Annotated in this window: 16 protein-coding genes; 9 read left to right on the top strand and 7 right to left on the bottom strand. The window is 70.9% G+C overall.

The window, feature by feature from the left end; genetic code table 11:
• Positions 1-17 precede the first annotated feature (17 nt).
• Positions 18-782: a CAP domain-containing protein gene (locus AB0K12_RS01185; RefSeq protein WP_364554758.1), complete on the bottom strand. Its 765-nt coding sequence runs from the start codon at positions 780-782 to the stop codon at positions 18-20.
• Positions 783-1088: 306 nt separating this feature from the next.
• Between AB0K12_RS01185 and rplM the strand changes: the two genes are divergently transcribed.
• The 3 genes from rplM to glmM are packed head-to-tail and all read left to right on the top strand — an operon-like array spanning position 1089 to position 3431.
• On the top strand, positions 1089-1532 hold the full coding sequence (gene rplM / locus AB0K12_RS01190; RefSeq protein WP_345395704.1) for a 50S ribosomal protein L13: 444 nt from the start codon (positions 1089-1091) through the stop codon (positions 1530-1532).
• Positions 1533-1558: 26 nt separating this feature from the next.
• Positions 1559-2083, top strand: coding sequence for a 30S ribosomal protein S9 (gene rpsI, locus AB0K12_RS01195; RefSeq protein ID WP_355425554.1), 525 nt, complete (start codon positions 1559-1561; stop codon positions 2081-2083).
• Between the two features lies 1 nt (position 2084).
• Positions 2085-3431, top strand: a complete 1347-nt coding sequence (glmM, locus tag AB0K12_RS01200) for a phosphoglucosamine mutase (RefSeq protein WP_355425551.1) — start codon at positions 2085-2087, stop codon at positions 3429-3431.
• 88 nt (positions 3432-3519) lie between these two features.
• Here the strand turns inward: glmM and AB0K12_RS01205 are convergent, their stop codons facing one another.
• The 6 genes from AB0K12_RS01205 to coaA all read right to left on the bottom strand — a co-directional run bounded on the left by AB0K12_RS01205 (position 3520) and on the right by coaA (position 8941).
• Complete coding sequence (locus tag AB0K12_RS01205) at positions 3520-4236, bottom strand: ABC transporter permease subunit (RefSeq protein ID WP_364554761.1); 717 nt, start codon at positions 4234-4236, stop codon at positions 3520-3522.
• Positions 4236-5150: an ABC transporter ATP-binding protein gene (locus AB0K12_RS01210; protein WP_345395716.1), complete on the bottom strand. Its 915-nt coding sequence runs from the start codon at positions 5148-5150 to the stop codon at positions 4236-4238. Before AB0K12_RS01210 ends, AB0K12_RS01205 begins: the two co-directional genes overlap by 1 nt.
• Positions 5147-6007, bottom strand: a complete 861-nt coding sequence (locus tag AB0K12_RS01215; RefSeq protein ID WP_364554763.1) for an ABC transporter permease — start codon at positions 6005-6007, stop codon at positions 5147-5149. Before AB0K12_RS01215 ends, AB0K12_RS01210 begins: the two co-directional genes overlap by 4 nt.
• On the bottom strand, positions 6000-6908 hold the full coding sequence (locus AB0K12_RS01220) for an ABC transporter ATP-binding protein (protein ID WP_364364593.1): 909 nt from the start codon (positions 6906-6908) through the stop codon (positions 6000-6002). The genes AB0K12_RS01215 and AB0K12_RS01220 overlap by 8 nt, the downstream gene beginning before the upstream one ends.
• 40 nt (positions 6909-6948) lie before the next feature.
• The gene (locus AB0K12_RS01225) at positions 6949-7875 is read right to left on the bottom strand and encodes a DUF389 domain-containing protein (protein ID WP_364554764.1); all 927 of its coding nucleotides are present in this window, start codon (positions 7873-7875) and stop codon (positions 6949-6951) included.
• A gap of 163 nt (positions 7876-8038) precedes the next feature.
• Entirely contained in the window at positions 8039-8941 is a 903-nt protein-coding gene (gene coaA, locus AB0K12_RS01230) for a type I pantothenate kinase (protein WP_364555731.1), read from the bottom strand.
• A 176-nt stretch (positions 8942-9117) separates the two neighbouring features.
• Between coaA and AB0K12_RS01235 the strand changes: the two genes are divergently transcribed.
• From AB0K12_RS01235 to tsaE, 6 genes are all read left to right on the top strand, one after another.
• Positions 9118-10524: an alkaline phosphatase PhoX gene (locus AB0K12_RS01235; protein WP_364554766.1), complete on the top strand. Its 1407-nt coding sequence runs from the start codon at positions 9118-9120 to the stop codon at positions 10522-10524.
• An 18-nt stretch (positions 10525-10542) separates the two neighbouring features.
• Complete coding sequence (locus AB0K12_RS01240; protein ID WP_364554768.1) at positions 10543-10893, top strand: holo-ACP synthase; 351 nt, start codon at positions 10543-10545, stop codon at positions 10891-10893.
• Between the two features lie 9 nt (positions 10894-10902).
• Positions 10903-12354 (top strand): NAD(P)H-hydrate dehydratase, encoded by a 1452-nt coding sequence (locus tag AB0K12_RS01245; protein ID WP_364554769.1) that lies wholly within the window; start codon positions 10903-10905, stop codon positions 12352-12354.
• 68 nt (positions 12355-12422) lie between these two features.
• Complete coding sequence (alr, locus tag AB0K12_RS01250; protein WP_364555733.1) at positions 12423-13544, top strand: alanine racemase; 1122 nt, start codon at positions 12423-12425, stop codon at positions 13542-13544.
• A 45-nt stretch (positions 13545-13589) separates the two neighbouring features.
• Positions 13590-14666 carry an alpha/beta hydrolase gene (locus AB0K12_RS01255; protein ID WP_364554771.1) on the top strand — a complete coding sequence of 359 codons (1077 nt, stop codon included), beginning with the start codon at positions 13590-13592 and terminating at the stop codon, positions 14664-14666.
• Positions 14667-15149 (top strand): tRNA (adenosine(37)-N6)-threonylcarbamoyltransferase complex ATPase subunit type 1 TsaE, encoded by a 483-nt coding sequence (tsaE, locus tag AB0K12_RS01260; protein ID WP_364554773.1) that lies wholly within the window; start codon positions 14667-14669, stop codon positions 15147-15149.
• Positions 15150-15339 lie beyond the last annotated feature (190 nt).

A 15339-nucleotide genomic window follows, 5' to 3' on the forward strand; every position in this document is an offset into this window, starting at 1 on the left:
CATTACCGTGATGTTCGTCATTGGGTTCCGAAGTCTTGGGTCCACCATGGACCTCCTGGCCCCGCGGCGACGCCGACGCCGATGGCCTTCAGGCGGCAGTCGAGGATGTTCCTGCGGTGGTCAGGGCTGCCCATCCAGCCGCTCACCGCCTCCCGGGCGGTGCTGTATCCGGCGCCGATGTTCTCCGCGGCGCCCCAGCGGTATCCGGCGCGCTCCATGCGGTCCCAGGGGGAGGAGCCGTCGGGGGAGTTATGGGCGAGCTCACCCGCGCGGGCCATCTCCAGCGAGTGCGTACGAGCCGACCTGGTCAGCCCCGCGTCGACCCTGAGCGGCCCGCATCCGCGCTTGGCCCTGGCGGAGTTCGTCAGCGTGACGACCTCGGACGCCATGCCCGCCAGCACCCGTACGTCCTCGCGCCCGTCCTCGAACGCCGCCGACGGGTTGTCATGGGAGTTGAACCCGGGGATCTGCCCGTCGGGGGTGCGGCGCGGCGCGTGCGTGGCGGTGGGCTCGCCCACTTCCTTCTTGATGGTGATCCCCCGAGGGATGCTCTCGACCTGCGGCTGCGCCTTCTTCTGCACGGTCGGCGCCGGGTTGGCGGTGGCCGCGGCGGGCGGCGCGGTCTCGCTCAGGTAGATGTGGCGGGCCGGCTCTTCCTCGCTGCTCAGCCGGCCGATCAGCACGCCCGTGAACAGGACCGAGAGCAGGCAGGTCAGCAGGCCCAGACGGCTCCGGCGCCGGGGGCCGCGCTGGGTGAGCCGGGTGCGAGAGATCTGCCACATACCGCCGCTAACGATAGGGATGTCGGGTCCTGGGAAAGAAGGGGTCCCAGGGAAACGAAACTAAACCGTTCTGAGGTCAGGTAGAATCGCACAGGGTTACCGGTCTTTTGACCTGCACGCCTCAGGGCGGGTAGCTTAGGTTCGTTGTGTGCATAGGTCCTGCGAGACCGATGCGCGGCGCGTCCGGCGTCATCTCCCGTGATGTGGAGACGGAAGGTCCGGGCCGTCGTGTGCCCGCACCGACCGACCAATGTAGCTGTCGCATCCGACAGCGCCGAAGACGCGAGCATAAAGAAGGCTACGACCGTGCGCACGTACTCACCGAAGCCCGCCGACGTCCAGCGTCAGTGGTACGTCATCGACGCGACCGATGTCGTGCTGGGCCGGCTGGCCAGCCACGTCGCGACCCTGCTCCGCGGCAAGCACAAGCCGATCTTCGCCAACCACGTCGACACCGGTGACTTCGTCATCGTCATCAACGCGGACAAGATCGCGCTGAGCGGCAACAAGCTTGAGCAGAAGAAGGCGTACCGCCACTCGGGCTACCCGGGCGGTCTGCGTTCCGTCACGTACGGCGAGCTCATGGAGAAGCGGCCGGAGAAGGCCGTCGAGAAGGCCGTCAAGGGCATGCTGCCGAAGAACTCCCTCGGTCGGAAGATGGCCAAGAAGCTGAAGGTCTACGCGGGTTCCGAGCACCCGCACCAGGCCCAGCAGCCGGTGCCGTTCCAGATCACCCAGATCGCCCAGTAGTAGTTCGAAAGAGTTAGAGGAGAACCGTGGCTGAGCCCACCGGTGTCGAGACGGTCGTAGAGACGGCCGAGCTGGAGGACTTCTCCGGCGAGGACTTCCCGTCCGAGTACACCACCGAGTCCGCCGCCAGCGCTGACGCTCCCGTGCGCAAGCCCGTCACCACGGGCAACTCGTACGGCACCGGCCGCCGTAAGGAGGCGATCGCCCGCGTGCGCATCGTCCCCGGCACCGGTAAGTGGACGATCAACGGTCGTTCGCTGGACGTCTACTTCCCGAACAAGGTCCACCAGCAGATCGTCAACGAGCCCTTCGTGGTGCTCGGCGCCGAGGAGGCGTTCGACGTCATCGCGCGCATCGACGGCGGCGGCGTGACCGGCCAGGCCGGCGCGCTGCGCATGGGCCTGTCCCGCGCGCTGGCGATCCTCGACGTCGACGTCAACCGCCCGCCGCTGAAGAAGGCCGGCTTCCTCACCCGTGACGCCCGCGCCACGGAGCGGAAGAAGTACGGCCTCAAGAAGGCCCGTAAGGCTCCGCAGTACAGCAAGCGCTGAGTTGGCGCGCCTCTTCGGCACCGACGGGGTACGTGGGGTCGCGGGCCGCGACCTCACGGCCGAGCTCGCCATGGATCTGTCCGTGGCGGCGGCCCATGTCCTCGGCGATGCAGGCGCGTTCGCCGCTACCGGACGCCGTCCGGTGGCGGTCGTAGGCCGGGACCCGCGTGCCTCAGGAGAGTTCCTCGAGGCCGCAGTGGTCGCCGGCCTCGCGGCGTCTGGAGTGGACGTGCTGCGCCTCGGCGTGCTGCCCACCCCTGCCGTCGCCCACCTCACCGCGGCGCTCGGCGCCGACCTCGGGGTCATGCTGTCGGCCTCGCACAACCCGGCGCCCGACAACGGCATCAAGTTCCTGGCGCGCGGCGGCTTCAAGCTGTCCGACGCGGTCGAGGACGAGATCGAGCGGCGGCTCGGCGAGGAGTGGAGCTTCCCCGTCGGGTCCGGCGTGGGGCGCGTGCGCGATGCGTACGGCGAGGCGGACCGCTACATCTCCCACGTGCTGACCACGATGAACGCCGGCCTCGACGGCCTGCACGTCGTGGTCGACTGCGCTCACGGGGCGGCCCACATGGTGGCTCCCGAGGCGCTGGTGCGCGCGGGGGCGAGGGTCGAGGCCATCGGCGCGCGGCCCGACGGCCTCAACATCAACGACGGTCACGGCTCGACCCACCTCGACAAGCTCTGCCAGGTGGTCGTCTCGCGCGGGGCCGACCTCGGCGTGGCCTACGACGGCGACGCCGACCGCTGCCTGGCGGTCGACCACACCGGCGCGATCGTCGACGGTGACCACATCATGGCCGTGCTGGCCGCCGCGCTGCACGGCGACGGCCTGCTGGCCAAGGACACCGTGGTCGCGACCGTCATGTCCAACCTGGGCTTCAAGCTCGCGATGCGCGAGGCGGGCATCACCGTGGTCGAGACCGCGGTGGGCGACCGTTACGTGCTTGAGCGGATGAAGGCCGACGGCTACAACCTGGGCGGTGAGCAGTCGGGCCACGTCATCATGCTCGACCACGCCACCACCGGCGACGGCCTGCTCACCTCGCTCCAGCTGCTGGGCGTGGTGGCCAAGTCGGGGGTGCCGCTCAAGGAGCTGGCCTCGATCATGACGTCGCTGCCGCAGATCCTGATCAACGTCAAGGACGTCGACAAGGGCAAGGCCGCGGCTCCCGAGCTGCTCGCCGCCGTCGCCACGGCGGAGGCGGAGCTGGGTGAGACCGGGCGCGTGCTGATCAGGCCGAGCGGCACCGAGCCGATGATCCGGGTGATGGTCGAGGCGGCCAGCGAGGAGCATGCCACGATGGTGGCGAACCGCCTGGCCGACGTGGTCCGCAAGGTCTGCGTCTGAGACACGGCGTCTGAGACAGGGCGTCTGAGACACGGGATCGAAGGAAGGCCCGCGGGGATCTCTCCGCGGGCCTTCTTCGTTCGTACGGTCACTCGTCCCCGGTGAGTGAGAAGGCGCGCAGGCGCTGGCCGGCCCAGAGGACGGCGGCGACGGTGACGACGAGCAGGGCGGGGATGGCGAAGCCGAGCGTGACGTCCGCCTTGAGGAAGGGCGAGTCGCTGAGCTGGTCGGCGATCGACTGGCCCCAGTGCTGGATGGAGAACTTGCGGGCCCCCGGCACGAGGTTGCCGACCAGGCTCTCCCAGACCAGGGCGTAGACGATGCCGATCGTCACCGCGTGCCGGGTGACGATGCCGAGCAGCAGGAACAGCGCGGCGTAGGCGATGCCGGCGGCCAGGGTGCCGAGGGCGAAGCCGGCGGCGACGCCGTCCTCACCGCGTACGAGCAGCCAGCCCGACACGTACGTCGGCACCGCCGCGAACACCGCCAGCAGCGACGCGGCCACCAGGAACTTGGTCATGACGATGGTCGGGCGCGAGATCGGCTTCGACATCAGGTGGATGATGGTGCCGTCGTCGATCTCGGGGGCGATGACGCCGGTGCCGGCGATGAGGCCGAGCAGCGGCAGCATGGTGCCGATGGCGAAGTTCTGCAGCAGCAGGACGGCCGAGCGCTGGTCGGCGGCACCGAAGACCTTGAACAGCACGGCGAGGCCGACCAGGGCCAGCGGGAGCAGCAGGAGCAGGATGATCCGCCGGCGCCCCAGCAGGGCCCGGTAGGTGATGCCCGCGACGACTGTGTTCATCAGGAGCTCCTGTTGATGAGGTAGGAGAAGACGCTCTCCAGGTCCTCGTCCGCGGGGGAGACCTGGTGCAGGCTGACGCCCTCGGCGCGGGCGACCTGGGGCAGGAGACGGGCGAAGCGGCGGAACTCGGTGGCCTGGACCTCCAGGCCGTCGGGGCGCAGCGTGATGCCGCCGGTGGAGTCGTCGCGTACGAGGGCGGCGGCCAGCTTCCTGTCGTCGCTCGACCGGATCCTGAACAGGTGGGGCCGGTCGGTCATCAGCCGCCTGATCTCGCGGAAGTTGCCCGACGCGGCGTGCCGGCCGGCCACCAGCACCTCGATGTGCTGGGCGACCCGCTCGACCTCCTCCAGGATGTGGGAGCTGAACAGGATGGTCTTGCCCGCCGTGCCCATGGCGCGGATCAGGTCCATGAGGTGCAGCCGCTGGCGCGGGTCCATGCCGTTGAACGGCTCGTCGAGCAGCAGCACGGGCGGGTCGTGGACGAGCGCGGCGGCGACCTTGACGCGCTGGCGCATGCCCTTGGAGTACGTCTCGACCCGCCGGTCCTTGGGCTCCTCCATCTCGACGGTGGCCAGGGCCTTGCGTGCGGCCTCGTCGGGGTCGGGCAGGCCGTGCAGGCGGGCGGCGGACAGCACGAACTGCCAGCCGGTCAGGAAGCCGTAGACGCCCTCGCGCTCGGGGACCAGGCCGATGCTGCGGTAGATGTGGTGGTTCTTCCAGACGCGGGTGCCGTCCAGGGTGACCGTGCCGCCCGACGGGGCGAGGAAGCCGGCCATCATGTGCAGGAGCGTCGACTTGCCCGCCCCGTTGGGGCCGAGCAGGCCGGTGACGCCAGGCCCGATCGTCATGGTGACGTCGTTGACCGCGACGACGTTGCCGTACCAGCGGGAGACCTGCGAAAGCTCGATCTTCATCGCGCGGCCGCCCTCCTGTAGCGCAGGGCCAGCGCGGCGAGGCCGGCGGCGAGCAGCACCAGCAGCACCGCGATCGACACGGCGCCGCTCGGGTAGACGCCGTCCTCGATCGCGTGGGACGGCGTGCCGAACACCGCGTGCTGGACGGAGTCGACCAGCCAGAACGGGTTCACCAGCCAGGCGTAGGAGGCCGCGGCCTCGTTGCCGGAGGAGTAGAGGGTGCCGTAGATGATGGGGACCGCGGCCGACGACAGCAGGTAGACCGTGATCACCGAGGCCACGCCGAGGCCGCGCCTGGGCGTGAACGAGGCCAGCGCGAGCCCGAAGACCGACAGCAGCAGCGCGAGCACCAGCGCCATCAGCACGGAGCTGAGGTATTCGCCGGTGGCGGGCGGGCCGGGCATGTCGATGAGCAGCTCGCCCGCGTAGACCACCGTGATCGGGGCCGCGACGAGCGCGAACACCGCGATGGTCATCGCGGCGACCTTCGCGCCGACGTACTCGGCGATCGAGACGGGACGCGACAGGTAGAGCGGCAGGACGCGGTAGCGCAGGTCGGGCGCGACCACCGTGGGAGCCTGGGCGGCCAGGAAGATCGCCACGACGGCCTGCATGACGACCGCGAAGCCGCTGTAGTCGATGCCGCGCTGCTGGGCGAGGGCCATCAGGGCGATGTTCACGATGGCCGGGAAGAACATGATGGCGACCAGCGAGTACGGGACGATCTTGCTGCGCGCGGGCCGGCCGAGCCCGAAGACGCCGCGCAGGCTGTGGACCGTCAGTGCCCTGGTCGAGTAGCCGCGGCCGAGTCTGGGGCCGTCGTAATGACGATAGCCGATGTCGTAGATCTCAGACATGTGCCACCTCATCCCTGAAGACGTCCTCGATGCGGTGGCGTCCCTGCTCCAGGCGGATCAGGCACAGGCCCAGCTCGGCGGTGGCGTCGCGGATGGCGTCGTACGTCTGCTCGCCCGCCACCTTGACGACCAGCTGCCGCCCTTGGAGCGAGACCGTCTGCCCGTCGCCGGACAGCTTGGCGGCCAGGTCGTCGAGCCCCTCGTCCACCTCGACCGTCAGGGTCTGGGTGGCCTGCGTGAACTCGCCGATGGCCGAGGAGCGCAGCAGCCGTCCCGCGTCGATGACGATGACGTGGTCGCAGATGCGCTCGAGCTCGCCGAGCAGGTGCGAGGTGACCAGCACGCTGATGCCGAACTCGGTGCCGATGCGCCGGATCAGCGTCAGCATCTCGTCGCGCCCGCGCGGGTCGAGCCCGTTGGTCGGCTCGTCGAGGAAGATCAGTTTGGGGTCGTGGACGAGCGCCTGTGCCAGCTTCACCCGCTGTTTCATGCCGGTGGAGTAGGTGCCGACGGCACGGTAGCGCTCTTCCGCGAGCCCCACGTGGCGCAGCACGTCGGCGGCGCGTTCGCGGGCCGCGGTGCGCGGCAGCCCGGACATGCGGGCGAGGTGGACGACTAATTCGGTCGCGGATACGTCGGGGGGCAGGCATTCGTGCTCGGGCATGTAGCCGACGAGCCGGCGGATCTCGGCGCCCTGCGTGGTGACGTCGAGATCGAGCACGCGCGCGGTGCCCTCGGACGGCGGCAGCAGGCCGAGCAGGATCTTGATCATCGTCGACTTGCCGGCGCCGTTCGCCCCGACCAGACCGGTGACCCCCGGCCCCACGGTGACCGAGAGCCGGTCGACCGCGGTGACGGTGGGGAAGCGCTTGGTCAGCCCCTCGGTGGCGAGGATGTGCATGAGCCGGACACTACCCGTCCGCCCGATGCCGCCGCCTCGGTCATAGGGATGAACGCCGTCCTACTTGAGGCCAGAATCTGCGCTGGACCAGGAGGGTGAGCGTGCCCGCCACGCTCATCCCCAGGAGGTTCAGCGCGAGCTGGGAGATGGAGCCGCCGACCTCCCGCAGCTCCTGGACGGCCAGCGAGACCGCCACGTAACCGGCGGCGGGGACCGTGGTGACCGAGATGAACACCCCGATCAGGGCCGTCGACTTGCCCGCCGTGATCGACAGCACCCCGGCCGCGCCGGCCAGCAGGGCCACGATGAACGACCAGCGGTCGGGCTTGACGATGAACTGCACCTCCTCGTGCCCGCCGATGTCGCCGGGGCCGAACCAGCCCAGCCAGTACGCCACGAGCGCGCACGCGTACGCGATCGCGATCGCCGCCAAGAACCCGACGACCAGCGTCCGCAGCGCGGTCACGATCAGCCGCCCGTCGCCGCGCAGCAGCCCGAAGCAGACGGCGGCGACCGCGCCGAACTCGGGACCGAGCACCATCGCGCCGACGATGAGGATGAGGGAGTTCGTCAGCACGCCGATGCCGACCAGCAGCGTGGCGATGGTGAGGAACACCAGGTACGACCAGGTGACCCGGGAGTCGGCCGAGACCCGCTGGGCCAGCTGGGCCCAGACCACGGCGTCGTCGGGCTCGCCCGGCGCCTCCTCGACGGCGGCGTCGGCGGCCTCCGACAGCGAGAGGTCGACCTGCTCGGCCGCGATGGAGCCCTCGGTCCGCAGCCAGGCGAGCCGGCCGAGCACCTCGTTGGCCGACTCTCTGGCCGCGTCGCAGAGCACCACGTCGCCGCGCGGCTCGCGGGCGGCGCCCGGCAGGACGACGATGTTGGTGACGCCTGGGCAGCTCTCCAACACCGTCGTCGCCTCTTCGGTGCGCGCGGCGGGGACGATCAGTCGTAGGTGCAGCACTCGGACATTCTCGTCGATCGGATGTTGACGGGGTGTTGACGCCGGTACGCGAACGTTCCTCGCATGATCTGGTGTCATGATCACGACGAGGAGTGCTGGTTCGCCGGCGTCGACGATCTGGGGTGTGCGGGCAGGTTCGGGCGTTACGTGTACGAGGAGGCGTTCAGGTCTGGCGAAGACGCACCCGTCGTACGGAGTGGTCTGCGCCCTTCTTGAGCACGAGGTCGGCGCGGCCCCTGGTGGGGGCGATGTTCTCGACGAGGTTGCGCTCGTTGATGTCGCGCCAGACGTTCTCCGCGAACGCCGTGGCCTCCTCGTAGGAGAGCTCGGCGATGTGGCGGAAGTAGGACTTGGGGTCTTCGAAGGCGGTGCGGCGCAGCTTGTGGAAGCGTTCGACGTACCAGGTGCGGATGTCCTCGACCTTGGCGTCCACGTAGATGGAGAAGTCGAAGTAGTCGTTGACGGCGAGGGACGTGGGCGGGGCCGGTTGGAGGACGTTGAGCCCCTCGATGATCAGGATGTCGGGATTTCTCACGGTCTGGGCGGCGCCGGGGACGATGTCGTACTCCAGGTGGCTGTAGACCGGCGCCTTCACCTCCGCCGCGCCCGCCTTGACCTCCGCCACGAACCTGACCAGCGCCCGCCGGTCATAGCTCTCGGGGAAGCCCTTGCGATGCATGATCTTCTTGGCCTCCAGCACCGCGTTGGGGTAGAGGAAGCTGTCGGTGGTGATCAGCTCCACGTGCGGGTGCTCGGGCCAGCGCGCGAGGAGGGTGTGCAGCAGCCGGGCCGTGGTCGACTTGCCGACCGCGACGCTGCCCGCGATGCCCAGGATGTACGGGACGCGCTGCTCCTCGTGCCCCAGGAACGCGCTCAGCACGCTGCTGCGCTGCTTGGACCCGGTGAAGTGGAGGTTGAGCAGCCGGGTCAGGGGGAGGTAGATGTCGGTGACTTCGGTCAGGTCGATGGGGTCGTCGACCCCGCGCAGCTCTTCCAGCTCGTCTGCGGTGAGAGTCAAGGGCGTGTTCTTGCGGAGCTCACTCCACTGCTCCCTGCTCAGTTCCACGTAGCCGTTGTTCACCTAGGCAGCGTAGCGATGCCCGACAAAACGGATCATGGGAGGGGCGCGTCCCCGGATGTCCACAGCCTGTGGATGAAGACGTGGGATTACCGAGACTCAGTTCGGGGAAAGGGGAGGAGTTCGGCTGCCGCGAGCGGGTACTGTGCCTGACGGAGGTTGCCATGGACCGTCGCCGCTTCATCTCCACCGTGGCCGCCGGCATCGCCGGGCCCTTCGCGGGCGTCGCGTGCGTGAGCCATCAAGGCCAGGCCAAGCCGGTGCCCGGCTACGGGCCGCTGCGTCCCGTACGCGACCTGCGTGACGGCGAGGTGCGCCTGCACCTGCCCGACGGCTTCCGCTACCGCTCGTTCAGCGTGGCCGGCGACACGTTCGGCGACGGCTCGACCGTCCCCGGCCGCCACGACGGCATGGCCGCCTTCGCAGGGCCCAAGGGCAGCACGATCCTCATCCGCAACCACGAGGTCAACGGCCCGGTCGGCGCGTTCGGCGACAAGAAGCGGGCCTACGACCCGATGGCCGGCGGCGGCACCTCCACGCTGCGCGTCACCCGCCACGGCGAGGTGATCGAGAGCGCGCCCTCGCTCTCCGGCACCATGATGAACTGCTCGGGCGGCCCCATGGCCTGGCGCGCCTGGGTGACCTGCGAGGAGACCGTCAACGGCCCCGACGTCGGCGACGACTTCTCCGGCGGCGACAACTCCAAGCTCACCCGCAGGCACGGCTACATCTTCGAGGTGCCGGTCGGCCGCGCCGCGAGCGCCAGGCCGATCCGCGCGGCCGGCCGCTTCGCCCACGAGTCCGTCGCCTTCGACCCCTCCTCCGGCGCCCTCTATCTCACCGAGGACAACTTCGGCTTCCCCTCCGGCTTCTACCGCTACCTGCCGCCCAAGCATCCGGTGCTGGCCGGGCGGCTGCTCGACGGCGGCCGGCTGCAGATGCTCGCCGTCAAGGGCGCCAAGCGCAAGGACCTGTCGGTGGGACAGAAGCGCGGCGTCACGTACGAGACCACGTGGGTCGACATCGACGACCCCGACCCCGACTTCCGCGGCAGGCCGTCCAACGACGAGGCCGTCCAGGCCGTGGGGAAGCAGGGCAGGGAGGCGGGCGCGGCGATCTTCTCCCGGCTGGAGGGCGCCGTGCAGCACCAGGGCACGGTCTACTTCGTCTCCACCCAGGGCGGGGCCACCGCGCCCGGCGACGAGGCGCCCGACGGCTTCGGCAAGGGGCGCGGCCAGGTGTGGGGCTACGAGACCTGGAGCGGCAGGCTCAAGCTCGTCTACGAGTCGCCCCGAGCCTCGGTGCTCGACCTGCCCGACAACGTCACCGTCAGCCGCCGGGGCACACTTGTGCTCTGCGAGGACGGCGACGGCGCCAACTACCTGCGCGGGCTCAGCAAGGCGGGGGAGATCTTCGACTTCTGCCGCCTGGAGCCCATCGAGGGCGACCCGGGCGCCGAGTTCGCCGGCTCCACGTTCGGGCCCGGCGGCCACACCCTCTACGTCAACGTGCAGGCAAGGCAGGGCATGTCCCTGGCCATCTGGGGGCCGTGGGAGCGCGGCCCGTTCTGAAGCCCATACGCTGGGACGATGATCCTGGGTATCGGCGTCGACGTCGTCGACATCGCCCGCTTCGAGGCGGCGCTGCAGCGCACGCCGCAGCTCAAGGACCGGCTGTTCACCGAGGTCGAGCAGCCGCTGCCGGTCCACTCGCTGGCCGCCAGGTTCGCCGCCAAGGAGGCCGTCGCCAAGGCGCTCGGCGCGCCCAAGGGGCTCGGCCATCGGGAGGCCGAGGTGCGCTGCGACGAGCTGGGCAAACCCGAGCTGCGGGTCTACGGCAAGGTGGCCGAGGTCGCGTACGGGCTGGGCGTCAAGCGCTGGCACCTTTCACTCAGCCACGACGCGGGGGTGGCCGTGGCCTACGTGATCGCGGAGGGATAGCGTCAGATCATGAAGACCGCCTACACAGCCGACCAGATCAGGCAGGCCGAGCAGGCGCTCATGGCCCGGCTGCCCGACGGCACGCTGATGCAGCGGGCCGCGGCCGGGCTGGCCGCCGTCTGCGCCGACCTTCTGGGCCGCGTCTACGGCAGCCGCGTGGTGCTGCTCACCGGCAGCGGCGACAACGGCGGCGACGCGCTCTACGCGGGACAGCGGCTGGCCAGGCGCGGCGCCAGGGTGGGCGTCGTGGCGGCCGGGTCGAAGACGCACGAGGCGGGGCTGCGGGCGCTGCTCGACGCCGGTGGACGGGTCGCCGATCGGTCCGCCATCGACGAGGCCGATCTGATCATCGACGGGCTGGTCGGCATCGGGGCGTCGGGGGCGCTGCGCGAGCCGTACGCGGAGCTGGCCCAGCAGGCCGCGGCCGCGCGCGGGCAGGTCGTGGCGGTCGACGTGCCGAGCGGGGTCGACGCCTCCACCGGGCGGGTCGAGGGCGCCGCGGTCCGGGCGCGGGTGACCGTGACCATGGGGGCGTACAAGACGGGGCTGCTGGTCGATCCCGGCGCCGCGCACACCGGGCGGGTCGAGCTGGTGGACATCGGGCTCGGGCCCTACCTGCCCGACCCCGACGTGGCCGCGCTCACCGACGCGGACCTCGACGTGCTGCTGCCGCGGCCGGGCAACGAGTCGGACAAATACCGCAGAGGCGTGCTGGGCGTCGCGGCGGGCGGTGACCTGTTCACCGGCGCGGCCGTGCTCGCCGTCGGCGGCGCGCTGCGGGGCGGCGCCGGCATGGTCAGGTACGCCGGCCGCCCCGCCCCCGTCGCCCAGGTCCGCTCCCACTGGCCGGAGTCCGTGGTGACGGAGCTCGACGAGCCCTCCATCGCCCGCGTGGGGCGGGTGCAGGCGTGGGTGCTCGGCCCGGGGCTCGGCACCGACGACTGGGCGCACGAGCTGGCCGCCGAGGTGCTCGCCTCCGACGTGCCCGTGCTGGTCGACGCCGACGCGCTGACGCTGGTCGCCAGGGACCGCTCGCTGCTGTGGCGCAACGCGCCCGTCCTCATCACGCCGCACGCCGGCGAGCTGGCCAGGCTGCTGCGCGCCGACCGCGACGCGATCGAGGCGGCCCGCCTCGCATACGCCCGCAGGGCGGCGGCGGAGCTGGGCGTCACGGTGCTGCTCAAGGGCTCGACCACGGTGGTGGCCGAGGACGCCCGCCCGGTGCGGGTCAACCCCACCGGCACGTCGTGGCTGGCCACCGGCGGCACCGGCGACGTGCTGGCCGGCCTCGCGGGCGCGCTGCTCGCCCAGGGCCTGAGCTGCTACGACGCCGCGTCCTGCGGCGCCTACCTGCACGGCGTGGCCGGGCGGCTGGCCGCCGAGGGCGCGCCGCTGGCCGCGGGCGACGTGGCGACCGCGCTCCCCCGGGCCATCCGGGCCGTGACCAGCGCCATTTCGTGAGGTCCAGGCTGGGCGAAGCGTGCCCGGCCACGAGCCCGAGCTGCCAGACTGGAGAGATGGACCACCCGATGACCACCCCCGCCGAGGCACGGGTCGACCTGGGCGCCATTCGCCACAACGTGGCCCTGCTGAAAGAGCGGGCCGGTGGCGCGGAGCTGATGGGCGCGGTCAAGGCCGACGCCTACGGCCACGGCCTGCTGCCCACGTCCGAGGCCGTGCTGGGGGCGGGGGCGAGCCGGCTCGGCACGGCGTTCCTCCAGGAGGCGCTCGACCTGCGCGCCGGAGGGGTGAGCGCGCCGATCCTGGCCTGGCTGATCACCCCCGGCGAGCCGATCGCCGAGGCGCTGGCCGCCGACGTCGAGCTGTCGGCCTCGCATCCCGGCCTGCTCGACGAGATCGCCGCCGCCGCCCGCGCCACGGGCCGCGCCGCGCAGCTCCACCTCGAAGCCGACACCGGCATGAGCAGGGGCGGGGCGCCGCAGGCCGCCTGGCCCGACCTGCTGGCCAAGGCGCTTGAGCTCAAGGCCGAGGGCGCCATCGAGATCGTCGGCATCTGGTCCCACTTCGCCTGCGCCGACATCCCCGGGCATCCGTCGGTCGCGCGGCAGCTGGAGACGTACGAGACGGCTCTGAAGCTGGCCGAGCAGGTCGGCGCTGCGGGCTCAGAGGTGATCAGGCACATCTCCAACTCCGCCGCCGTCGTCACGCTGCCCGAGGCCCGCTTCGACATGGTCAGGACCGGCATCGCGATGTACGGCCTGAGCCCCGTCCCCGAGCTGGGCGACTTCGGCCTGCGGCCCGCCATGACGCTGGTGGCCAGGGTCGGCCTGGTCAAGCGGGTCGTCGAGGGCTCGGGCGTGTCCTACGGCCACCTCTACACCACTCCGTGCGAGACCACGCTCGCCCTGGTCCCGCTCGGCTACGCCGACGGCGTGCTGCGCCACGCGACCGGGCGGGCCGAGGTGCTGGCGGGCGGGCGCCGCCGGCTCGTCGCGGGCCGGGTGTGCATGGACCAGTTCATGATCGACATGGGTGACGACCCGATCTCCGCGGGCGACGAGGTCGTGCTGTTCGGCCCCGGTGACGGGGGCGAGCCGACCGCTCAGGAGTGGGCCGATACCCTCGGCACGATCACACATGAGATCGTGACGAGGATCGGAGCGCGGGTGCCCAGGATCCACCACCAGTGACGAAGGGCACATCGCGGCGGCCATGAGTGGAGAAGGATCGGGCACATGACGACGACGGCAAGACGGCGCCGGGTAGGGATCGCCGGCGCGCTCGTCGGCGCGGCCTCAGCAGGCGTCGCGGCGGCGGCGCTGGCCAAGCGGTACGCGGTCGGCCGCATCAGGCTGCGCCCCGACACCGAGGCCAGCGAGCCGTTCGGCGAGCTGCGCGGCACCGAGCACACGCTCATCACCTCCGACGGCAAGGCGCTGCACGTCGAGATCGACGGCCCCGAGCGGAAGAACCCGGCGGCCGACGAAGAGCCGCCGCTGACCGTCGTCTTCTGCCACGGCTACTGCCTCAGCATGGAGTCGTGGCACTACCAGCGCAAAGACCTGCGTGACAACTACCGCGTGGTCCTGTGGGACCAGCGCTCCCACGGCCGCTCCCAGCGCGCGGGCGCCGAGGACAGCACGATCGACCGGCTCGGCGACGACCTCGCCGAGGTCATCGCCGCTCACGTGCCCGGCCCCTGCGTGCTGGTCGGCCACTCCATGGGCGGCATGACGATCATGGCGCTGGCCGACCGGCACCCCCACCTGTTCGGCGACAAGATCCGCGCGGTGGCCCTCATCGCGACCTCGGCGGGCAAGCTGGCCGAGCTGACGCTGGGCCTGCCCGCGATGCTGTCGAAGGTCATCCACAAGGTCGCCCCCACCACGGTGTCGATGCTGGGCAAGCGCGGCTCGCTCATCGACAGGACTCGCAACGCGGGCAGCGACATCGCCTTCCTCATCACCCGTTACGTCGGCTTCGGCGACTCGAAGAACGTCAGCCCGACCGTCGTCGACTTCGCCGAGTCGATGATCAGGGCCACCCCGACCGAGGTGGTCGCCGACTTCTACCCCGCGCTGATGAACCACGACAAGCTCTCCGCGCTGCACGTGCTCGACCCGGTGCCCACCGCGATCCTGGTGGGCGACCGCGACTGGCTGACCCCGCCCGACCACAGCAAGGCCATCGCCGCCGCCCTGCCCAAGGCGCAGCTGACCGAGGTGCCCGACACCTCGCACCTGATCCAGCTCGAGCGGCCGGGCGTCGTCAACGACGCGCTGCGCGACCTGCTGAAGAGAGTGGAGCTGTAAGTGCGCGTCGCGACCACCGAGGAGATGCGGGCCTTCGGCGCCCGCCTGGCCGCCCGGCTGCGCGCCGGCGACCTGGTCGTGCTGTCGGGCCCGCTCGGCGCCGGCAAGACCACGCTCGTGCAGGGCCTCGCCGAGGGGCTCAAAGTACGCGGCCCCATCACCTCGCCGACGTTCGTGATCGCCAGGGTGCATCCGTCGCTGCGGCAGGGGCCGCCGCTGGTGCACGTCGACGCCTACCGGCTGGGTGGTGACCTGGAAGTCGACGACCTCGACCTCGACGCCTCGCTGGAGGAGTCCGTCACGGTCGTCGAGTGGGGCGAGGGGCTGGTCGAGGGGCTGGCCGACGACCGGCTGGAGATCCACATCGACCGCGAGGCCGGCGACGAGGCCCGCCTCGTCACGCTGCGCGGCGTGGGCGCCCGCTGGGCCGGGCTCGGGCCCGACTTCGGGGCCGACACGCCGTCTGAACCGCCACAAGACTAAAACGCAGGTCGATATCCGGTAAGGCTGGCACCCTTGACGTACCGGGCCGGCTATCTGAAACATGATCGTTGGTCAGTGATTCGCCCAGATTTTCTGGGTATCAGGAGGGGCGACATCCATCGTTCTGGTGGATGCTGGGTAGCAAGACGGCAAAGTGGGGTGCGGCCGGTGCTCAGGGTCAGACGAGTCG

Source organism: Nonomuraea sp. NPDC049419 (genome assembly GCF_040676995.1).
Taxonomy (GTDB): domain Bacteria; phylum Actinomycetota; class Actinomycetes; order Streptosporangiales; family Streptosporangiaceae; genus Nonomuraea; species Nonomuraea salmonea.